The 21,224-nt window shown below is 52.5% G+C and carries 15 protein-coding genes and 1 riboswitch; of the genes, 2 read left to right on the top strand and 13 right to left on the bottom strand.

Annotation, left to right across the window (positions count from 1 at the left end):
- Positions 1–8: 8 nt before the first annotated feature.
- The 6 genes from ACL02P_RS19735 to ACL02P_RS19710 all read right to left on the bottom strand — a co-directional run bounded on the left by ACL02P_RS19735 (position 9) and on the right by ACL02P_RS19710 (position 7,549).
- The gene (locus ACL02P_RS19735; RefSeq protein WP_412837918.1) at positions 9–1,826 is read right to left on the bottom strand and encodes an APC family permease; all 1,818 of its coding nucleotides are present in this window, start codon (positions 1,824–1,826) and stop codon (positions 9–11) included.
- Positions 1,827–1,983: 157 nt separating this feature from the next.
- A riboswitch (cyclic di-AMP (ydaO/yuaA leader) is annotated at positions 1,984–2,164 on the bottom strand.
- Positions 2,165–2,403: 239 nt separating this feature from the next.
- Positions 2,404–3,519, bottom strand: coding sequence for a threonine aldolase family protein (locus ACL02P_RS19730; RefSeq protein WP_009223824.1), 1,116 nt, complete (start codon positions 3,517–3,519; stop codon positions 2,404–2,406).
- Between the two features lie 213 nt (positions 3,520–3,732).
- The gene (locus ACL02P_RS19725) at positions 3,733–5,013 is read right to left on the bottom strand and encodes a methyl-accepting chemotaxis protein (RefSeq protein ID WP_036644510.1); all 1,281 of its coding nucleotides are present in this window, start codon (positions 5,011–5,013) and stop codon (positions 3,733–3,735) included.
- Positions 5,014–5,344: 331 nt separating this feature from the next.
- Entirely contained in the window at positions 5,345–5,488 is a 144-nt protein-coding gene (locus ACL02P_RS19720) for a hypothetical protein (RefSeq protein WP_157273325.1), read from the bottom strand.
- The gene (locus tag ACL02P_RS19715) at positions 5,489–6,607 is read right to left on the bottom strand and encodes a mechanosensitive ion channel family protein (RefSeq protein WP_009223822.1); all 1,119 of its coding nucleotides are present in this window, start codon (positions 6,605–6,607) and stop codon (positions 5,489–5,491) included.
- A gap of 57 nt (positions 6,608–6,664) precedes the next feature.
- Positions 6,665–7,549, bottom strand: coding sequence for a LysR family transcriptional regulator (locus ACL02P_RS19710; RefSeq protein ID WP_009223821.1), 885 nt, complete (start codon positions 7,547–7,549; stop codon positions 6,665–6,667).
- 132 nt (positions 7,550–7,681) lie between these two features.
- Here ACL02P_RS19710 and ACL02P_RS19705 point away from each other — a divergent pair, with 132 nt between their 5' ends.
- Positions 7,682–8,773 (top strand): YeiH family protein, encoded by a 1,092-nt coding sequence (locus ACL02P_RS19705; RefSeq protein WP_412837917.1) that lies wholly within the window; start codon positions 7,682–7,684, stop codon positions 8,771–8,773.
- Here the strand turns inward: ACL02P_RS19705 and ACL02P_RS19700 are convergent.
- Positions 8,763–10,496 (bottom strand): methyl-accepting chemotaxis protein, encoded by a 1,734-nt coding sequence (locus ACL02P_RS19700; RefSeq protein ID WP_412837916.1) that lies wholly within the window; start codon positions 10,494–10,496, stop codon positions 8,763–8,765. The two genes, ACL02P_RS19705 and ACL02P_RS19700, sit on opposite strands and share 11 nt — an antisense overlap.
- Before the next feature lie 172 nt (positions 10,497–10,668).
- On the bottom strand, positions 10,669–13,302 hold the full coding sequence (locus tag ACL02P_RS19695; RefSeq protein WP_339301102.1) for a calcium-translocating P-type ATPase, PMCA-type: 2,634 nt from the start codon (positions 13,300–13,302) through the stop codon (positions 10,669–10,671).
- A gap of 246 nt (positions 13,303–13,548) precedes the next feature.
- Here ACL02P_RS19695 and udk point away from each other — a divergent pair, with 246 nt between their 5' ends.
- Positions 13,549–14,172: a uridine kinase gene (gene udk / locus ACL02P_RS19690; protein ID WP_009223817.1), complete on the top strand. Its 624-nt coding sequence runs from the start codon at positions 13,549–13,551 to the stop codon at positions 14,170–14,172.
- Positions 14,173–14,469: 297 nt separating this feature from the next.
- Here the strand turns inward: udk and ltrA are convergent, their stop codons facing one another.
- From ltrA to ACL02P_RS19665, 5 genes are all read right to left on the bottom strand, one after another.
- The gene (gene ltrA, locus ACL02P_RS19685) at positions 14,470–15,888 is read right to left on the bottom strand and encodes a group II intron reverse transcriptase/maturase (RefSeq protein WP_085170208.1); all 1,419 of its coding nucleotides are present in this window, start codon (positions 15,886–15,888) and stop codon (positions 14,470–14,472) included.
- A gap of 455 nt (positions 15,889–16,343) precedes the next feature.
- The gene (locus tag ACL02P_RS19680) at positions 16,344–17,684 is read right to left on the bottom strand and encodes an ABC transporter substrate-binding protein (RefSeq protein ID WP_339301097.1); all 1,341 of its coding nucleotides are present in this window, start codon (positions 17,682–17,684) and stop codon (positions 16,344–16,346) included.
- A 113-nt stretch (positions 17,685–17,797) separates the two neighbouring features.
- Positions 17,798–17,980 carry a helix-turn-helix domain-containing protein gene (locus ACL02P_RS19675; protein ID WP_412837915.1) on the bottom strand — a complete coding sequence of 61 codons (183 nt, stop codon included), beginning with the start codon at positions 17,978–17,980 and terminating at the stop codon, positions 17,798–17,800.
- Positions 17,932–19,125: a response regulator gene (locus tag ACL02P_RS19670; protein WP_412837914.1), complete on the bottom strand. Its 1,194-nt coding sequence runs from the start codon at positions 19,123–19,125 to the stop codon at positions 17,932–17,934. Before ACL02P_RS19670 ends, ACL02P_RS19675 begins: the two co-directional genes overlap by 49 nt.
- Positions 19,125–20,837: a cache domain-containing sensor histidine kinase gene (locus ACL02P_RS19665; protein WP_412837913.1), complete on the bottom strand. Its 1,713-nt coding sequence runs from the start codon at positions 20,835–20,837 to the stop codon at positions 19,125–19,127. The genes ACL02P_RS19670 and ACL02P_RS19665 overlap by 1 nt, the downstream gene beginning before the upstream one ends.
- Positions 20,838–21,224 lie beyond the last annotated feature (387 nt).

Raw genomic sequence — 21,224 nt, 5'->3', positions numbered from 1 at the left:
GAATTTGCTTATTTTTGCAAATGATAAGGTACAGTCGCAATGACGATATCTTTCTTGTTAAACAAATAAGCTCTAAGCAACAAGCTCGACTGATTATGCAAAATATTCTGCCACCAGTGCCGAGGAATAAACTGAGGAATCAGGACGGTAATGTGATCGGTCTCCGCCGTTTTCCATTCCACGGTATCAATGAACTTCATCAGCGGCCGGATAATGCTGCGGAAGCTGGAGCGCAGCGTAATGAGCCGAACCCCCGGATTCCATTCCTCCCACTTCTTCTCCATCCGTTCGATGTCCTCATCATCAAATCCGACATACACCGCAACAACGTTATCCGTCAGCGATTTGGCGTAGCTTAACGAGTTCATCACGACACGGGTAACGCCCGCCACCGGCACGACGATCGTGCTGCCCTTTATGCAAGGTTTGTCTTTATCGATGTCAATCCGAAGCTGGTCGGCGATATTGATATAATGTCGATGGATCTGGTAGAAAATAAACATCACGAGCGGCAAGAAGATGAATACGAACCAGACATGTGAAAACTTCGTGATGATGAAGATGAGCGTAATGCCCAGCGTCGTCAGCATGCCAATCGTGTTAATCGTAAGCCGGAACACCCAACCTTGCGGCTTGCGCTTGATCCAGCGCACCATCATCCCCAGCTGGGACAAGGTGAACGGAATAAATACCCCAACCGCATAGAGCGGAATCAGGCTTTCCGTGTCGCCGTGGAATCCAAGAACCAGCAGCGCCGAGGCTACGCCCAGGAAGATAATTCCGTTTGAAAAGCCAAGCCGGTCACCGCGCACCATAAACGCATGCGGCATGTATTTATCTTTGGCGAGCATAAACGCCAGCAGCGGGAAGGCCGAATAAGCCGTATTGGCTGCCAGAAACAGGATTAACGCTGTAATGCCCTGGATCAAGTAGTACAAGATCCCGCGCCCAAAGGTCGATTCAGCGATTTGAGATATTACGGTGGCCTTCGGATCCGGAGCAATTCCGTACCAATAGGCCAGCGCACTAATACCGATAAACATGGTGCAGAGAATGACACCCATCATCACCAGCGTGGTTGCGGCATTCCGCTCCGCCGGCGGCTTGAAGTTCGGAATGGCGTTGGACACCGCCTCAACCCCCGTTAAGGCCGAGCACCCCGAACTGAACGCCTTGAGCAGCAGGAACAAGCTGACGTTGGATACGGCCGTCCCGAACTCCGGTGCGCTGGCATGAATCCCGCCAGTCCAATACTTGTAGAGTCCCGACACAATCAGGACGAAGATGGAGGCCACAAATAGATATACCGGAACCGCCAGCATTGAAGCCGATTCCGTGACCCCACGCAGGTTCATGATGGTCAGTATAGTAATCATCAGGAGGGCGATCAGCACCCGCTGATCATGCAGCATAGGGAATGCGGATGTTATGGCATCTGTACCGGCTGACGAACTTACAGCTACCGTCAGTATATAATCAACAAGCAGCGAGCCGCCGGCCAGCAGTCCGGTTGACCGCCCCAGGTTATCCATCGCCACGATATAGGCCCCGCCCCCGGTCGGATAGGAGAAAATCGTCTGGCGGTACGACAGAATCAGAATCAACAGAAGCCCAAGTACCGCAAACGAGATCGGGATCGAATACCAGAGCGCGGAAAATCCCGCCGCCATCAGGACGATCAAAATCTGCTCCGTACCGTATGCCACGGAGGACAACGCGTCCGACGACAATACGGCCAATGCCTTAAGTTTGCTTAGCTTTTCTCCTTCAATTTCGGTACTTTTCATCGGTCTGCCGATCAGTACCCGCTTCAGTTTGCTTACCATGATGAAATCCTCTTTTCATTCTCAAAATAGCCTTCAATCCTGATCCGCTCGTAGTCCTTTAGGCTTCCCATTCCTGCAGCGAACAACACAAAAAGGCCGCAGGAAAGTTGGACCTTCCCGCAGCCGCTTTAAAAAGTTCAAGCAGATCACTGCGACAATTCCCTCTTTCGGACGCTTACGGAGTTAGCTGACGGATTCGGGCACGAAAGCAGCCCTACGCAGTTTGGCCAAGTTGGCCAAATCAAGCGATTCACCCCGGAAACCCGCCCTTTTGGACGCGTTTCATTGGTTCCCCCGTTTCTTTCTGAAATAAAGAAAGAACTCAGCGATCAGGTATTTTCGCCATATCAAATTGCTACGGATGAATCATACTCCCCGCCTCAAGAAGTGTAAAGATGAGGAAAAGGCGAATGGGTCGGAAAATGGGATCGACCTTGTTCGAGGAAGCGCATACATCATCCTCTTGCATTCATTTTTGAGGGCAGGCTTGAATTATCGAAGCATACATGCAAAAAACACCGTAAGGGACGACATCCAGTCGCTTCCTACGGTGTTCTGATCTCAAACCGATACAGGTTTAAAACGAGAGTCCTCTCAACTTCTTATCCAGCAGCTCGAACGCCAGCTGCAGCCGATCTTCCGGCACCTCGCTATAGCGATCTCCGATACTGATTTCAAAGGTACTTCCCCCATCTGCCTTCTCCTTGACGAAAGAGGTTAAGCCAACCCCGGTTTCCCGATATACCTCAATCAGCACGGGCTCCAATCGATCCTTGGGAACGTCCGAATGAACATGGAACATGTTCGACACCGGGATCGCCGGGACGGTCTTCATCCGATGACATTGATTAAACAGACTGGAGAGCTCCTGCGCTTGCCGATAATACATCCCCATCTTTCCTATGCGCTGCTCATAGTAGTAATCCGCACTCAGAAAATAAGGATACAAGCTGATGAGATCCCCGCCATGGCGTCTTTTCCACACCTTAGATTCCTTCGTCAGCTCCGGATCCCCTGCCAATATGGCTCCGGCGATTCCGCCGATGCCTTTGTAGAACGAGATATAGACGCTGTCGAACAGGGCGCAAACCTCTGCGGCGGTTTTTTCGTAGTAAGGCAACACTTCGAACAGTCGGGCTCCGTCCAGATGTAGCTTAATGCCCCGCTCCTGGCAGTAGGCGGAAATGGCTTCAAGCTCCGCGAACGGCGGCAGCTGACCGCCGATTTCGCGCTGCGGCAGCTCCAGCAGCAGGCACGAGACATCCTCCGGCAGTTGCCGAACGTCCTCCATCTCAATCAGCCGATCCTTATCCGCCAGGAGAATCGGCTCCAGCCCGTGCAGTTCCTTTAATCCGTCTTCCTCATGAATTTCCAAATGGCATAAAGGATGATAGGCCACACGTTTCGATCCTTTGCGGTCGCACCAAATCCGTAAAGCAATTTGCTGCGCCATCGTGCCGCTCGGAAAAAATACAGCCGACTCCTTGCCGAGCACCGCAGCCATTTTCCTTTCGAAGGCTTCCAGCGCTTGTCCTGTACCGTACATGTCGCTGTCTACCCCGCCGCTGATCTCGGCAAAAGCCTGCTTCAGCACCTCTACATTCCGTTTTCCGTGGCCCACCACTTGATAAACCGTCCGGTCAAAGGCCGCCTTCAGTGTCCGCCTATCCAGTACCCCATCATTTCCATACATGCTCCTCACCGCTCCTCTCCCACGCTGTCTGTCTAATTTCAGTATGATCATGCTTATTATAGCGCCATTTGAAGCAGGAATCGATGATTTGGATGGATTGGGCGGTATAGGTCTTGAAAGCCTCCTTACAGAATTATCCCTTTCGTTCAGAAGGAAGGAAGAAAAAGGACGTCTGTAAAAATCAGACGCCCTTTCTAATGCCGTATTGATGGATTATAGCTTAAACACGTTCGTCAATCCGTTCATATTCTCGGACAGTTCGACCAACTTACAGGAGGTCTTCTCGATATCACCGAAGATCCGTTCCTGCGTACCAAGCTGATCTTGGATATCGCCGGACACTTGCAAGCCAGACTCGATCGTGGTGTTCACATCCTCCAGCGTTGCAGTCATTTCCTCCAGCGCTGCGGCTTGGGTGGTAACCCCATCGGAAATATCGTTCAACATGGCGAAGGTGTTCTCCATATTGTCCATGATTTGCTCGATATTGATCTTCACGTTCTCCGATTGCGTTACGCCCTGCTGAACCTTCTCTTCCGTCTGGGCAACCGCAGATACCACACTGCCGGTACGAACGGTCATATCTTCAACCAAGCTGCTGATTTCCTGCAGGGAGCGGTTCGTATCCTCGGCTAATTTCCGGATTTGTCCGGCTACCACCGCGAACCCTCTGCCCTCTTCCCCGGCCCGGGCCGCTTCAATCGCGGCGTTAAGGGATAACAGGTGAGTCTGTTCGGAAATTTGTTGAATAATGCTGACAACCTCGGTAATTTTCTGACTCTGTTCCTCAAGCCCAAGTACCTCACTGTTGACGTGCTTCGTATTCACCGCCAGCTCACTAATCGCCTCAACGATCGATTCCACCGAACGCTTCCCGCCTTCTGCGGAATTCATCACCAATTGGGCCCGCTCGGCAATTTGGTTAGCAAGTTCTGCTGTCGTCTGCGAATGGTTCGTAATCTCCGAAATGGCAATGGCCGTTTGCTTCATGCTTTCCGCGTTTTGAGTAAATACGTTCAGCAAATCCTTGATACCCTTGTTGATTCCGTGCATCTGCCCATTCGCCTGCTCAATGATGCGGTTTAACTCTTCCGAAGACAGCGTCACTCGTTCGGAGGAGGATTGGATGGATGCGATCAAATGCTTCAAGTTATCTCTGGCCTTCTGAAGCGAGAAGATCATTTGCCCGGCTTCCCCTTGCTGAAACGTATGTATTTGCGTCGATAGATCGTTATCGGCCATAGAATTAGCGAGCTTCGCGCCTTCTTTAAGCGGACGAACTAGAAAAGCTTCGGAGATAAACGCAGATATCACTTGGAAAATGAGAAAAATGATCAATGCCTTTAATCCCAAAGAGGGGGTAATCAGTTGAAAAAAATCATTACTCTGGCTATAGGATAAGGTTGCAATTAGAGCGGTATTGGAGACGAACATGGCCAAGAAGACAAGCACCATGATCCGGGTCCGGATAGAAATATTGCGAATTCGATTCATCTTAGTATCACCTGGTTTATTCGTAGTATAAAGCACATTGTTTTTCCGCTCCAAGTATCTCCTCCTATCTTTAAGATAGGCATTTGATTCTAAATCTATCGTGTGATGTTCATTATATAGTCCAATATATAGTTCCATTTAACCATAGTCAAATGCACGTTAACAACTTTTGATTGGAACTATAGCGACAGGATTAATATCGCTCTTGTTAAACTGGTTAATAACCAATTCGACAAAGCTTACGACGTGTGGAATTTCTTGCCCCATACGGCTTCAAACTCATCCATCGCGGCTGCGGCAGCCTGTTCGTTGACCGCCTTGTAAATCGGCTTTAGCGCCGCTGCGACGGCTTCTTAAGCGCGTTCTGGATATCGCCAGCCGTCTTAATGTCGTTTTCTTTAATAAAGCTTTGAATTTGATCTTTGCTAAAAACGCCAACCATCCCGCGAGCAACCCGCCGCGGGATGGTTGGCATTCAGACCTCATATTGTCTCGAGCGGGTGGTGTCCACCTCACCGGACGTTTCCGGCGCCGATTCGAAAAATACACGTTGTGCCGGATAAGCCAGCTTAATCCCCTCTTCCTCCAGCACCTGCATAAAGGCCAGATTCATTTCCTGACGCACTGACAAGTACTCTCCCCAAACGGTTGATCGCGTGAAGTAATAGATGAAAATGCCTAAGCTGCTCTCGTTAAAATCCGTAAACTTCACGAAAATGGTGCCTGGGTCGATTTGCTCGTTGTCGCGTAGCAGTTGTTCGATTCGATGGATGGCTGCCATCATCCGCTCCCGATCAGAGTCCAGCGCCACAGGAAGTGTAAAAGTCACTCTTCGCTTACCCATTTTGCTCCAGTTCGTGATTGGCTGATCTGCCAGTTGAGCATTGGGAACGGTAATCACCGCATCAGCGAAGGTGCGGATCTTCGTGCTGCGAAAAGTAATATCCTCCACCGTGCCTTCAGCGGTGGGCGTCAGAATCCAATCTCCTTTGGAAAAAGGCTTTTCCAAAATAATCACAATGCCGCCAAAGATGTTCCCTAACGTATCTTTGGCAGCCAAAGCTACGGCTAAGCTGCCTAACCCCATGCCGGCCACCAGTCCATTGATGCTAAATCCCCATTCCGCCCCAATTAAGGCTACAGTTATGATAACCACAACGATCCGGAGGACCTTCGATAAGAACGGAATAAGCATGCTTGCATCGTCTAATCGGATTTTGCGGCTTAATCCCTCCAGCATCACCGAGGATTGGGCGGATAGGATGTACATCCCCCATCCGATCAAGGCGATGACGCCGCTGCGGAATAAGGGATCCAGGCCTACGGCGATTTCCACATTGCGCGGCAGCAAATATTTCAACCCTATTTCAAGGCCAATCAGAATGAATAACCACCGAAAAGGCCGCTCCAGCACTTGTCTCCATACTTCCCTCCCGCCGAACGCCGCAGTTCTTCTGCGGTTCAGCAGGGTAAAAGTCAATTTTACGAATCCTTTGTTAAACAGGGCGAATAGCGCAATAATTCCGATGGTGATCCCCGTATTCACCCATCCAAGCTGTGTGAAGAAGTCCAAGAAGCCTTCTCCATCGTTCATCGTTATATCATCTCCTTGAATTAAAGTGCCATTATAACATTTGATTACGAAGATTGTCTAAAAAGGGTGGTGCCCCCGCGCTAGTTCCATGAACACATCCATTGCTTTTGTGTAAAAGGGCGAAGCCTGTGAAATAAGCGAAAATTGGCGGAAATACGGCATCCCCTCCACCTCCAGGAGCCGCAACGTCCCGAGTGCGAGTTCCTTCCGCACCGCCGTTTGGGACAGCAGGCTAATCCCTAGCCCCGCCTCTACCGATTCCTTGATGATTTGCGTACTGCCAAATTCCATCAAACGCTCCGGATGAAAATGATGAAGGTCAAACAACTGATTCGCCGCTTCGCGCGTTCCCGAGCCGACTTCCCGGACGATCCAGGTCTCCTCACGCAAATCGGCAAGACGAAGGCCCTTCCGCTCCGTATAACGGTGTCCGGTCGGTACGACTACATACATTGCGTCATCAGCGATCGGCTCGATCCGAAAGCGCTCATCCCGAAACTCTCCTTCGATGATCCCCACATCCAGCCGGCCGCTTCCCACCAGTTCCTCGATCTCCTTGGAATTTCCGATCGTGATCGCCGGTTTGATCGCGGGGTACTCGACCATCATCTCTGCCAAGAGATGCGGCAGAACGTACTCTCCATACGTGTAGCTGGCACCAATGGTCAAATTCCCCCGCGCCGCATGTTTCATATCGTCAATGAGATACTGCATTCGCGTATACAATCCGGATATTTCCCGGGCATGGTGATATACGATTTGTCCTGCCGGGTTCAGACGCACGTATTTATTACTGCGATCAAGCAACTTCGTCCCCAGCACCTGCTCCAGAGAACGGATATATTGGCTGACTGCCGGCTGCGTCATATGAAGCGCTTCGGCAGCCCGGGTAAAACTTTGCTTCTCCACTACGGCAATGAATACCTCCAACGCCGGGTCCATCCGGCTCCCTCCTCCTCTTCCATTATCCTCATTACATAATCATATACTTATCATTATTATATTAATGATTTATTTTACTTATTATTAAAGCCGAATTATGCTGAAAAGGCAAATCAACGGAGGTGGATACAAATGGAGACTCCCTTAACTCAATCCGAAACGGTTTCGGCAATGCCGCAACCGGCAAAAAAAGCCGATCTCCTGCTCGGAGGCATCGGCTTTACCATCGTAATCGCATTGCTCGGCTTCGGACTCGCCCGTTTGCCGGGCTTCGACCGGGTCGGCCAGCTTGCTTGTTCCATCCTTTTGGCCGTTCTATATCGGCAATTCGTCGGATACCCGGAAACCTTACGACCAGGGATCCAGTTCACTTCGCAAAAGCTGCTGCGGCTGGCGATTGTTCTGTTCGGGCTGAAACTGAACTTAAATATCGTGCTGCAACAGGGCCTGCCGCTGCTCGCGCGGGACGCGGCAACGATCGTTTTCAGCATTCTCGCCACCCTGCTGATCGGCAAATGGTTGAAGGCCGATTTCGCACTTTCCCTGCTGCTGGGCATCGGCACCGGGGTGTGCGGGGCAGCAGCGATCGCAGCCGTCTCGCCGATCCTCAAAGCCAAAGAAGGCGATACCGCCATCGGCGCAGGAATGGTGGCTTTGATCGGTACGCTATTCTCTGTGGCGTATACATTCCTTCGACCGGTGCTTCCAATGTCCCCGCTTCAATACGGGGTTTGGAGCGGCGTCAGCCTGCACGAAATCGCCCATGTGGCGCTCGCCGCCGAACCAGCCGGTCCGGATGCCCTGGCGGTCGCTTTATTAGCCAAATTGGGTCGCGTGTTCCTGCTGATTCCGCTCAGCTTCCTGCTGATGTACGTCATGAAGCGAGCCGGGCGGAAGGCAGAAGGGAACCAGGCGACTCCAGGGGCGGTGGCCGGATACCCAGACGGTCCTCGGGCCACTGTCCCGTTCCCTTGGTTTCTGCTTGGCTTTCTCGCCGCCAGCATGCTCGGAACCTATGCGTTCGGAACATGGATTCCGGTACCTTCTACAGTACTCGACGGCATGTCCACCTTGACCAGTTTTCTGATGACGATGGCCATGGTGGGCTTGGGGCTCAACGTCAACCTGCGGGAGCTGCGCTCCAAAGCACTGCGTCCGCTGTTTGCAATGTTGATCGTATCGGCGCTGTTGTCGATCGGGGCCTGGCTATCGTTTACACTTTAAACTTGCCGATCATCGCCTGCAATTCCTCAGACAACTGACTGAGCCCCTCCATCGAAGCCATCATTTCTTCAACGCCGGCGTATTGCTCCTCGGTGTGCGCGTAGACCTCGCGGGAGCCGCTGGCGGTCTGCTGCGCAACCCGATCGATCGTGGCGATCGCCTGAACCACAGCATCCGATTGGGAGTACAATTGCTCGGCCTGCCCGGTCACCCGGCTGATTCGGCCGGCCACCTGCTCGACCGCCTGACGGATGCTCGTGAACACCTCGCCGGCCTGCTGAACTGTGGCAATACCGGCCGCGACCTCCTGCGAACCAGCTTGCCCCGCCTCAATCACAAGCTCCATCTCGCTGCGCACGCCTTCGAGCATCTCGGCTACACCTGCAGCCGCCGCCCCGGTCTCCGCCGACAGCTTGCGCACCTCGCCGGCGACCACGGCGAACCCTTTACCGGCTTCCCCGGCCCGCGCCGCCTCGATGGAGGCGTTCAGCGACAGCATCTGCGTCTGCTTGGCGATCCCGGCAATCAGCTCAGCAGCCTCCGCAATTTGGCCGGAGCGAACGCCCAGCCGCTCGATGAAGGCGCGCAGCTCGTCCATCTGCCGCTGGATCGACGCCATCTGCGCCGCTGCTGACGCGACGATGTCCTCGCCGGCCCGCGTTTCTTGCACCGCCGCCTCCGATTCCTGGCGGGCGTCATCCGCGAGGCCTGCCATCTCCCGGGCTCCGGCAGCCATCATCGTCACTTGGGCCACGCCCAGCTCGACACTTTGCACCTGCTCCTCGCTTCCGGACGAAATTTGGCCCATGATGTCCGAAATTTCCCCGGAGGAGGCACGGAACTGCTCCGACTGGTGCCGCAGCTGATCCGCCGATGTTGCAACGCGTCCGGCATGCCGCCCCAGATTGCGGATCATCTCCTGCCAGCTTCGTCTCATATGGTTAAACGCAGCCGCCAATTCCCCAATCTCATCGCGGTTTCTCACAGCGATCTCTGCAAGGGTTAAATCGCCGTCTGCCAGCTCGCGGGCCCCCTTCACCATCACTCGCATCGGTTTGACGATTTGCCGGGACAACAGGACACCGGTCAAGACGGCGAAGAGGATCGCGATGGTCCCGCATATCACTAAAATCCACAAAGTGATCGCCGATTCTTTCTTGAACTCGGCCAATTTCGCCTGAAGCGCGCTCTCCTGCAGCGTCCGCAATTCACTCGCCCCTTGAATCATCGTATCCGATGTCGGAATCGCCCACATCAACGCTTCCGCTTTCGCCAAATCCGGCTTTCCCGATTGTACGTAATCGCGAACCTTCGTCAGCAAGCGAGCAAACGTCGCATTGGATTCCGATAACGAGGAAGCAACCGCCCCCTGCTCTTCACCTTCGGAAGCGCTTACGATTTGGCCGATGATCCTATTCAATTCATCATTGGCTCCCGTCAATAGCTGTTCCTTCTCGGACGAAGGCTCCACGATATAACTAAACAAGAGACTGTTCTGACGCTGCGTCTCCATCTCCAGCTTGGCCGCTTGATCCCGTGCCGCCGTATTTTGCTCAAGCAGCTCGGAATAGTTCTGATCCATCCGGTTCAAGAACACGTAGGCCACTCCAGCAATGACCCCCACCAGCAGCGATACCGTGATAAAAGCCGCCGTCAGCTTCCGGCCGAGCGAAAACGCGTGCCCTCTAGCTCCTTTTCCATAGGATTTCCCCTGATTCTCCATCCTTGTCCCCCCTTGGTTGGATCTAACGAACAAGGGCCGCCAGACAAATCATCTGCGGCCTATGTTCTTCTTGTCTATTCACTTGTATCATCTATCAAACCGTGGCAGGAGGGGAATTCAAAATTCTCCTCTGTTCTATCAAAATTCTCATATCTAAGACTTAGCCGAAGATTTATGCGGTCTCTCTCGCCTTACCTGCCCGCATAAAGATCTTAATGATCTCATTCAAGAGCAGCGGGATTAACGCCAATAGGATCACGAGCCCCCAATCGGATAAGCTGAGATATTGCACCTTAAACGCTGCGGCCAGGAACGGAATCGAGATCGACAGGAACTGCAGCAGCAATCCGGCGATAACCGCTCCGACGAGCAACAGGTTGGAGAACAGACCAATCGTAAAGATCGACTTGGTCGCACTACGCTTCGAGAAAGCGTAGAACAACTGTGACGCTGCCAGCACGACGAAGGCCATCGTTCGCGCGTAAGTTATCACATCCTCAGGAATGCCGAAGGAGCGCAAACCATACCCATGCTCGCGAAGTCCTATGTAAAATGCAAGCAAGGTCAGCGACCCGATCAAGAGCCCGCCAAGCACCGCCTGCCACGCCGCGCCCCCGGCAAAGAAGCTCTCCTTCGGATCGCGCGGCTTGCGCTTCATCACGTCCTTCTCGCCAGGATCAACGCCCAGCGCAATCGCCGGTAACGTATCGGTGACCAGATTGATCCAGAGGATCTGGGTCGCTAGGAGCGGCAACGGCCAGAAGAACAGAATCGAAGCGAGTATTGCCACGATCTCCCCGAAATTGCAGGCCAGTAGAAACGTCACCGTCTTGCGAATATTCGCGTAGATGTTCCGCCCTTCCCGAATCGCCTGGACGATCGTGGTAAAATTATCGTCGGTCAGAATCATGTCGCTGGCGCCCTTCGACACATCGGTGCCGGTAATCCCCATGGCCACGCCGATGTCCGCCGTCTTCAGCGAAGGGGCGTCGTTGACGCCATCCCCAGTCATCGAGACGATGTTGCCCTTCGCCTTAAAGGCCTTGACGATCTTCACCTTATGCTCGGGCGAGACGCGGGCAAATACGCGGATGCCGTTGATTTTCTCAGCAAACGCCTCTTCCGACAGCTCGTCGATTTCCGCCCCGGTCATGCTCTGCTCGAGGGAGCTGGCAATCTCCAGCTCTTTGGCGATGGCCACAGCGGTGTTGCGATGGTCGCCCGTGATCATCACCGGAGTGATGCCCGCCGCTTTCGCCTCGCGGATCGAATCCTTCACTTCGGACCGCGGCGGATCGATCATGCCAACGAAACCAAGGATCGTCAGATCCTGCTCCATTTCCTCCGGCGGCAGAATGCGGCCCGTATCCTTATAGGCAGCGCCCAGCACCCGGAGCGCGTCGTCCGACATCGCTTCGGCGGCTGCAATGAAGCGTTGCTTCAGCTCCTCCGTCAGCGGCACGACCTCCCCGTTCACCACGGCGCTGTTCGAAATCCGCAGCAGCTGGTCAATTGCCCCTTTCGTATGGACGCGATAGCCCTCCCGCGTCTGGTTAAGCGTGGACATCAGCTTGCGGTCCGAATCAAACGGCTTCTCGGAGATCCGTTTGTATTCGGCCTCCAGCGATTTCTTCGAAAGTCCGTGCTGTTCGCCGAAAGCGACTAAGGCAATCTCCGTCGGGTCGCCGGTCCCTTGGCCGTTCTCGTAAGTGGCATCGGAACACAACACGAACGTCTTGATCATTTCGATCGGCGCCTCGTCGCCCAAGGGCTCCGCGGTAAAATGCTTGACGACCGTCATTTTATTCTGGGTTAGGGTTCCGGTTTTGTCCGAGCAGATGATGTTCACCGAACCCAGCGTTTCAACGGCCGGCAGCTTCTTGACGATAGCGTTGACGCGGGACATGCGGGTAACGCCAAGCGCGAGTACAATCGCTACGATCGCTGGCAGCCCTTCTGGAATCGCTGCGACCGCCAGGCTGATCGCCGTCAGGAACAGCTCGAACAGATCCCGTCCCTGGATGAGGCCGATCACGAAGATCACGACGCAGATGCCAATGGCGATGTAGCCAAGCATTTTGCCGAGCTCTTCGAGCTTTTTCTGCAGCGGAGTCAAGTCCTGCGTATCTTCGTCCAAAATTTTGGCGATTTTGCCCATCTCCGTATTCATCGCCGTCCCGACGACAACCCCTTCGCCGCGGCCATACGTTACGAGCGTAGACATAAACGCCATGTTGCTCTGGTCCCCGATGGGCGTTTGCGCTTCTTGATGCACATCCTCCGCATTTTTATCCGACGGTACAGACTCGCCGGTCAGCGCGGATTCCTCAATTTGCAGGTTGGCGCTGTCAAGCAGCCTCAGGTCGGCCGGGACGAATCGTCCGGCATCCAGGATCACGATATCGCCCGGAACGATTTCCCCGGAATCGATCTCCTTCACATTGCCGTCACGCCTTACCAGCGTTTTGGGGGTGGTCATTTGCTGCAGCGCCTCAATCGCTTTCTCCGCTTTCTGTTCCTGAATGACTCCGATGATCGCGTTCAACAGGACAACAGCCAAGATGATGATGGCATCCATGTATTCTCCGACAATCAGCGTAACGATGGCGGCAGCCAGCAGCACATAAATCAGCATATCCCTCAACTGAGCGAAGAAGAGCGACCATAAGCCCGGCTTCGGCTTGCCTTTAATCTGATTTGGCCCGTACTTAGACAGGCGCTTCCCGGCTTCTTCCGAAGACAGTCCGGCAGCGGGATCCACCTGCAGCTCTTGCAGGACGGCCTCCCGGGTTTTTGTATGCCACATGCAGCAGCACCTCTTTACTTGAATTTGATAGACATGAACTTACCATTATTGTAAACCGAATCCACAGGAAATTATGAGAAAAAATAAGCAACAGTACACATCGATATCCCGCCACAAAATTGCCATAATATGAAGGACCCTGAGCAAGCTGCATGAAGATGAAAAAATGCCCGGGCTATGCTACAATACTGAGATGTTAAACGGGAACGTTTAGAGGGATGTCATTCTAGGAGGGTATTTCATTTCATGTTAATTATAGGTATCGCCGGCGGCACCGGGTCCGGGAAAACGACGGTGGCCCGCTCGGTTATCGGCCAGCTGGACACCGATAAAGTTACGTTTATTTCGCAAGACAACTACTATAAAGACCAATCGCACCTCAGCATGGCCGAACGGGAAAAGACGAACTACGACCATCCCTTCGCCTTCGATAACGAGCTGTTGGTGGAGCATCTGAACCAGCTCAAGAACGGACAAGCCGCCTATGCTCCGGTGTACGATTTTACGAAGCATACCCGTTCTGATAAGACGATCAAACTGTTGCCCAATAACATCATTATCGTCGAGGGACTCTTCGTCCTGTATGACGAGAAGCTGCGGGAGATGCTCGACATCAAGGTGTTCGTGGACACTGACTCCGACGTGCGCATCCTTCGGCGCGTACTGCGCGACATGGAAGAACGCGGCCGCTCGATCCATTCCATCCACCAGCAGTACCTCGCAACGGTGAAGCCGATGCATGAAGCATTTATTGAGCCGTCGAAAAAATATGCCGACCTCATTATCCCCGAAGGCGGGCATAACGAAGTTGGCATCCAAATGCTGGCCATTCTGACGGAGAAACACCTGTCCGGCGGGTTCAAATCCTAGAGGGGACGGCGCGGATCACCGCTTGTCTAAAGCACAAATCCAAGCTTCGGCCCCATGATGCTAAACTCATTCTCTGTATTGTTGCTCTGCCGTTGCCCCGTTTGAAGCTAGATCCAGGGTCGCCTGTCCCCGGTCCAGCTTTTTTTCGGAATGCTTCACAAACATCCCCTCGATTTCAATCATTTTCCTTTAAGATTCCGCAGCATGGCGGGGTTTAATCGGGTAGGAGGCTACCCATTAATTGGGCAGCCGACCTCCCACACCACCGTACGTACCGTTCGGTATACGGCGGTTCCATTAGGAATGCGCAGTAACTTGTCGATAATAATCAGAAAAGAAAAGGAATCCGAGGTTCTTCAGCCTATTGTTACCGAGGGACTTCGAGAGGATTGGGCTATTGGAGATTCTCCAATAGCCCTTTCTTGTGTTTGCGTATTCCCACGCCTTCTGTTCATGAATTCCGAGCGATATAAGCCTTTCGAGTTTCGTCCTCACTCGTTTCCATTGCTTCCAGAAGACCATTCGGATACGCCTTCTCATCCATTTATCAGTGGTTTGGAGTAGTTGTTTCATGTCAGCAAGCTTGAAATAATTTACCCATCCCATGATGTAACGCCTAAGCTTCAGCGCCCGGTCGGTGTTGCCCATTCCGTTGCTTCTCGACGTTAGCTCTTTCACTTTAGCTTTCATCTTGGATACGGATTTGGGATGGATTCTGACCCGCGTTTCCCCTTTGCTCTGGTAGAATGAGAAGCCAAGAAATTTAACTTTTGTCGCATCGTCCACGATCGTTTTCTCCCGGTTTACCTTGAGAAACAACTTCTTCTCGATGTAAGGGAGAATTTTCGTCAGGGTACGCTCCGCACTCCTCCTGCTCCGGCAGAATATGAGCATATCGTCTGCGTATCGCACGAATCGATGTCCTCTTGCTTCCAGTTCCTTGTCCAATTCATTCAGCATGATATTGCTGAGAATCGGACTTAGGTTCCCTCCCTGCGGTACGCCGATTTCCGTGTCTTCAAACTTATGCTTCACGACGACTCCCGCCCGGAGATACTTATGGATGAGCGAGATCACTCGTCCGTCTTTGATCGTTCTTGAAAGCACTTCGATGAGCTTGCTTTGGTTGACGGTGTCAAAGTATTTCTCCAAGTCCATATCCACCACGTAACGATATCCCTCTTGCACGTATTGTTGGCTTCGTTTCATCGCGTGGTGTGCGCTCCGTTTGGGTCGGAATCCGTAGCTGTTGTCTGAAAACTGCCTCTCATAAATTGGCGTAAGCACTTGGGTGATTGCCTGCTGGATGACTCGGTCAACCACTGTTGGAATGCCAAGGTTTCTCTTCTTTCCGTTCTCTTTGGGAATCTCTACCCTTCGAACGGGATTCGGGCGGTACTTGCCGCCCAAGATCAGTTGCTTGATGGTCTCGCCGTTGTCTCTGAGATATTGTAGAAGTTCTTCTACTCCCATCCCGTCGATTCCGTGCGATCCCTTGTTCGCTTTGACTCTCTTGAATGCTTCGTTCAAGTTGTCCCTGCTAACGATTTTCTCAAGCAACCGGTCCTTCGACTCGGTTGCGTTGGTGTCGTCGGTTTCGGTTATCCTCGCAGGACTGTGCACTCCCGCATATCCTTCGTGTTCCGCACTATTCTTTTGCAGAGAGTCTTCCGTTGGAAGTTGGCTGCCCTTGGCTCCTGTTTCGGTAACTTTCATTGACTTCACCTCCTAAGGTTCAGCCCTTCCCTCGAACCGTCGACTGTTCGCGGTACTATGGCGTCTGCTGGCTTCTCATGATAAATCTTGTTTCAACCGTGATTCGAAGTGCATCTCCTCACGTCCATGAGACCTCCCACGGTAAGACGATTCACTTTCCTTCCATATACCCACATCATTTACATTGGTACGTCCGTGTAGTTAATTGGACTTCGTCTTGTTTAGCAGACTCATCCCGTATCCTATGCCTGATGATGTTCGTGTTCCTTGGGCCGGAAGTTTGCCTCCAGCTTCCTTTGGATTCCACCTCGCGGTGGACACCCTTGCTCTTGGCTAGTGGTTGGTAACTACAAACCCCCACAGTGGACTTTCACCACCTAGTTAATCGCCATGCGTGGCACACTAAAAAGACAAAAAGCCCGGTTGGGGTTCCTTGCCTTGTCTTGCGATATGAATTATTTGCTTTCGGATTGGATCACTTTGTCGGCGCGCTCTTGCATCGCTTTAAGCGTCTCGTCCACCGATTGCTGATTCATGAAATATTTCTCCGCTTCTTCCTTAGTGATCGTGGTGATTTGCGGGAACGCCGTCGCTTTCTCGCGAACCGCAAACGTGTAATTCGCCTTCAGCACATTCCCCAACGATTCCTGATCGATCACGTCCTGCTTGTCGCCTACGATCATCTGAGTCACTTGATCGAAATCGGCCGTTTTGTTCGTCGGAATGCGTCCGCCCGGAATCATGTCCATATTGCCTTCTTGCAGATACCAGGAGATGAATTGGAACGCTTCTTCCTTATGGGCACTGTTGTTATTGATGGACATGAAATCGTTCATGCCGCCGTTGTTGACGTTGGTACCTTTTTCGTATTGCGGAGCCGGAGCGAACGCTACAGCGAAGTCGCGCGGCCAAGTGTCCGTATCCTTCAAGCTTCTCATCATCCAAGCGCCGCCGTATACCATCGCCGCCTTGCCCGTCAGCAGTTCGTTTGCCGGATCCAGCTTGTTGGCGATGCCTTCGCCCCAGCTCACCATAGCGCCTTCATCATACAGCTTCTTCTGAATTTCCAAGCCCTTCTTCATCGCCGGGTTGTTGAAGTTCGACAAGCCTTCCGCGTTATAGAAGGAATCCTTCGGTTGGCTGGACACCAGCGTAAATTTGCCGATCAGCAAATCTGCACCCGGTGTAACAAACGCGCCCTTACGGCCGTCCTTATTCAGCTTGAGGGCCAAGTCAGCGAAATCGTCCCAAGTCCAGTCCGTTGGTACAGGTTCGCCGATTTCATCCAAAGCGGATTTGTTCAACACCACGAAGTCGATGTTTTTATAAGCCGGCAGGTAGTGGATTTGATCATTGTATTTCAGCAGGTTTTCGCTGCCAATCACGCCGTCTACGTCAAACCCTTGCGCGCTGATCAACTCATCCAGCGGAGCTGTCATACCGGAATTTTCACGGCGGAACAGATTGTTCTCCCCATAGCTGAAGAAAATATCAGGCGCGTCGCTTTGCATCATCAGTGCGGTATCCAGCTTCGTATTGCCGGAATCGTCGTTGATGTAACGCACGTATTTTACTTGAATGTCAGGATGAGCTGCGTTCCACTTGTCGATGACGGTTTGCGGACCATTCTCTTCTGGAACCGCTCCCCAAACAGTCAAGTTCACGACGCCGCTGCTGCCTCCATTGCCGCCTGCATCAGTGTTGCTATTTGCGTTCTCCTTGCCATTGGAGCAACCGGTAACTACGATGGTAGCTGCCAATGCCAAGGACATAACGCCTTTCAACCATTGCTTCATTCCTAAGTCCCCCCAGGTTGTGGATTGTTTCTCTTGCTATGAATAAAGTAACAAAGCCTGTCCGGGGAGAACATGGCGTAATCCTCGGCAAAACAGGGTAATTCTTATCGAATCTATTTCCCCAGATACAACCTGCGGAATTCGAGGGGATACACCCCCTCCATTCGCTTGAATTGCTTGCTGAAGTAGTTCGAATCCCCGTACCCGACCATCTCGGAGATTTCATAGATTTTATAGGTTTGGTCCTTCAGCAGCTCCCGGGCCAGGTCCATGCGGATTCGGGTGAGATGGTCCATGATCGTTTGCCCGGTCCCCCGCCAAGCCGTCGGGCAAAGCCGTCCATCAGATGGATCCAGTGCACCCAATTTTCCCGCTCGACATCCGGTGACAATTTGGGACCATCTAGAACGGAACGGTACCACCGGTCCAGATAATCCAACAGTGCTGCCTCGTCGCGAATGTCCAACAACTTCTCCCATTGCTCCTGAAGCCACGGCGCTGAACTGGCGTCCGGTTCGGCGTAATGGATACGGTCAAAATACACCAAAGCTTCCGTCCCGACGTAAAAACGGTATGCGAGGGCTTTCTCCGCTTGGTCGTAAGCTTGATGCAGGTCCAGAATATCCTCAAACGGACTGGATACCCCCACGCTGGCTGACAGCTTCAGGAAGGTGGACACGGCATCCTGCATCTCCCGAACCATCGCTTCCTGATAGCGGTCGGTCAGGATCGTAAACAGCCCGTCTCCCATGTCGAGCAGTTCGCCATCGGAATATTTTTTGAACACCTCGCTGAGGATGTTGGCAACCGTGTAATGCAGTAAGTGCTCGCTGCGGAAATTGTTCTCCTCCAGCACCTTCGGATACCGATCCAGCCGGAGGCTGATCACGTAAATCGGCGGCTCGTAGGCACGCAAGCCAAACTCCTGCATCATTTCTTCCACTTCGGCGCGCGTGCCTTGCCGTTTGATTAAGAGTTCTCTCAGCCGCTTCTCCTTGGCTTCCCTGCTGTATTTACTGACCTTGACTTGCAATCGCGAAGTCTCCAGCGACTGCTCCGCTTCCTGGCGGATCATCTCCTTCATGGAGTTGAGCTTATCCATTAATTCTGAGGGCTCCATCGTTAGCTTGAGGATATAGTCGGCCGCCCCAAGCCGCAACGCCCTCTGGACGTATTCGAAATCGTTGTGGTTGGAGAGAATCAAGCATTTCGTTCGCGGCGACAGCTTACGGATCTCTTCCATCAGCTGCAGCCCGTCACACCCGGGCATTCGGATATCAGTCAGGACGATGTCGCAGGGATTGTCTTTCAGCAGCCTTAGCGCTTCCTCCCCGTTGGCGGCCTCCCCAATCAATTCAAAGCCATTGTCTTCCCAAGGAATGATCGTCTTTAACCCGATACGCACGAGGATTTCATCATCGACAATCAATACTTTAATCATCAATCGTTCTCCTTTCGATCCGCATCGCGGGAGAAGGGATTCTCATCCGCAAGAGCCTGGCGATCCAACCGCGGAAGCCGGATCTTGACGCGAGTTCCTTCCCCAATCATGCTGCTCATTTCCAGGCCGAAGTCTTGTCCGAAGTGCAGCTTGATACGTTCATTCACGTTATAGATGCCAATACCGCTGTATCTCGAATGGTCCTGGTTCAACTGACTGGACAGTTCTTTCAGTTTCGCCTCAGCGATCCCTACGCCGTTGTCGGAGACCGTCAGCACTAATCCTTGCTCCGTCTCCTCGCCTTGAATGCCGATGGCAAGCGGCGTCCGCCCGCCATGGATGATGGCATTTTCGACGATCGGCTGCAGGGTGAATTTCAGAATCGCGTTGGACCTGAGCTCATCCGGCACATCCACCTCGAACTGGACATTATCATGGAAGCGAATTTTTTGCAGATCAAGGTACACCTTCAGATAGGTTAATTCCTCCTCCAGGGTGACAACCTCTTGCTGTGTTTTCATCGTATATTCCAGCAGTCGGCCCAAATTGGTAATCATTTTGCCCACATGCTCTGCGCCGGACAAAGCGGCCATCCACTTAATGGAGTTGAGCGTGTTGAACAGGAAATGCGGGTTGATTTGCGCTTGTAGCGCCTGAAACCGAGCTTCCTCCTTGCGTTGCTGCTCCTTGGACAGCCGATCAATTAACTGCTGTAATCGCGTTAGCATTCGATTATAGTGCTTGCCAACGATCGCAATTTCGTCGTCTCCATTCACTTCCACATAGGCCTGCAGGTCGCCATCGCCTAGCTTGTTCATCGAGCGGACTAACTGTTGCAAAGGCTTCGTGAAGCGAATCATAAAGTAAATGAACACGATGGAAAACAGAATCGAGGCGCCCATCAGCCAGAGGATCGATTGGTTGCGCAGGCCGCCCAGCCTCTGCTGGTACAGCGTCTGCGGAATGAGCTGGATCACCTGCCAACCCAGCCGAGGGATTTCCTCGCGGTTTACAGAGTAATCGCCAAACGAAGCCGCTCCCTCTTGAGCCTGACGCGTGTCGGCACTTCGAATCTTTTCCAGCAGCTTTGTCGTTTGTTCATCGTTTAGCGGCGAGGCTCCGCCAAGCAGGCGGCCTTCCCCATCCGTCAGCAAGAAGCTCCCGCCGCCCTTCGTCTGCGCCGGAAGATTCCCAAAAAAGGCCGAGCCGGGAATCCCAATCATGAGCAGGTCCTCCCCTTCTTGCTGCCTCCCAATGATCCGGCGGCTCATCGTGAAATAAGGCTCGTTTAAGTCGGTCAGCTTGCTGATTTCCCCGGTATACGGATATTGCCAAACTGGCCAGCCTTTGCGCGCCCTCGTTAATTCCGCCCACGACTCTTCGCTTAGCTTATGGAGCAGCTCCTTCTCTCTACTGCGGTTATTGGGCCCGTAAGCCGTCGAATGCACGTAGCCCCGGTCGTCGATCACCGCGATGATCGCATTGCTGTCCAGCAGGATGTCGCGAATATTAACCAATTTTTGCTGAATGTTGTTATAACGTCGCAGGGACATGTAATTCGTCTCCCAGTCCCCCTCCGATTCCAGAAATTCGTTAAATTCCGGGTCGTTCATAATTAAGTTGGAAGCCTTCAGCACCCGTTCACTCAGATCGTCCATATTGCCGACCACCTGACGCAGCGCTTCTTCATTGCCGCGCCGGGCTTCGTCCATGACGACACGACTCGACGACGTATAGACGTATAGTAGTAATAAAAAATCGTTACGATTGGAATCACGATGCAAACAAAAAAAGAGACCAAGATCTTCCCCCGAATCGAGCGGGAAGGAACATTTAGTCTTTTCATAGGAAACGACCTTCTTTATTCATGGGAATATGAACCTAACATAGCATATCGAATGTCTTTGAAAAGGGGGGATTGTTGACAACTTCCTGCTATTTCTTTGTTATTTGCCTTCGTATTGTAGCATAGCCTCCTACTTTTATCCTAACCTTCTTCCTCCCCGCTCTACACCTGCATCTTCAATGCATAAATATACAAAATAACGTGTCCAACGGTTTGATGGATCTGGAAATTCGCAGTATGATTAAAAAGCTGA

The organism is Paenibacillus sp. MB22_1, from assembly GCF_047200555.1.
Classification (GTDB): domain Bacteria; phylum Bacillota; class Bacilli; order Paenibacillales; family Paenibacillaceae; genus Fontibacillus; species Fontibacillus phoenicis.
This window is presented reverse-complemented; position numbering and strand designations above follow the sequence as displayed.

Excerpts from the sequence above, each read along its gene's own strand:
- ACL02P_RS19710 (WP_009223821.1), bottom strand. The coding sequence starts at position 7,549 with ATGGACCCGGCGTTGGAGGTATTCATTGCCGTAGTGGAGAAGCAAAGT.
- ACL02P_RS19695 (WP_339301102.1), bottom strand. The coding sequence starts at position 13,302 with ATGTGGCATACAAAAACCCGGGAGGCCGTCCTGCAAGAGCTGCAGGTG.
- ACL02P_RS19665 (WP_412837913.1), bottom strand. The coding sequence starts at position 20,837 with ATGGACGAAGCCCGGCGCGGCAATGAAGAAGCGCTGCGTCAGGTGGTC.
- ACL02P_RS19735 (WP_412837918.1), bottom strand. The coding sequence starts at position 1,826 with ATGGTAAGCAAACTGAAGCGGGTACTGATCGGCAGACCGATGAAAAGT.
- ACL02P_RS19720 (WP_157273325.1), bottom strand. The coding sequence starts at position 5,488 with ATGCCAACCATCCCGCGGCGGGTTGCTCGCGGGATGGTTGGCGTTTTT.
- udk (WP_009223817.1), top strand. The coding sequence starts at position 13,549 with ATGTTAATTATAGGTATCGCCGGCGGCACCGGGTCCGGGAAAACGACG.
- ACL02P_RS19715 (WP_009223822.1), bottom strand. The coding sequence starts at position 6,607 with ATGAACGATGGAGAAGGCTTCTTGGACTTCTTCACACAGCTTGGATGG.
- ACL02P_RS19680 (WP_339301097.1), bottom strand. The coding sequence starts at position 17,684 with ATGAAGCAATGGTTGAAAGGCGTTATGTCCTTGGCATTGGCAGCTACC.
- ACL02P_RS19725 (WP_036644510.1), bottom strand. The coding sequence starts at position 5,013 with ATGAATCGAATTCGCAATATTTCTATCCGGACCCGGATCATGGTGCTT.
- ACL02P_RS19730 (WP_009223824.1), bottom strand. The coding sequence starts at position 3,519 with ATGTATGGAAATGATGGGGTACTGGATAGGCGGACACTGAAGGCGGCC.
- ACL02P_RS19700 (WP_412837916.1), bottom strand. The coding sequence starts at position 10,496 with ATGGAGAATCAGGGGAAATCCTATGGAAAAGGAGCTAGAGGGCACGCG.
- ltrA (WP_085170208.1), bottom strand. The coding sequence starts at position 15,888 with ATGAAAGTTACCGAAACAGGAGCCAAGGGCAGCCAACTTCCAACGGAA.
- ACL02P_RS19670 (WP_412837914.1), bottom strand. The coding sequence starts at position 19,125 with ATGATTAAAGTATTGATTGTCGATGATGAAATCCTCGTGCGTATCGGG.
- ACL02P_RS19675 (WP_412837915.1), bottom strand. The coding sequence starts at position 17,980 with ATGGACCATCTCACCCGAATCCGCATGGACCTGGCCCGGGAGCTGCTG.
- ACL02P_RS19705 (WP_412837917.1), top strand. The coding sequence starts at position 7,682 with ATGGAGACTCCCTTAACTCAATCCGAAACGGTTTCGGCAATGCCGCAA.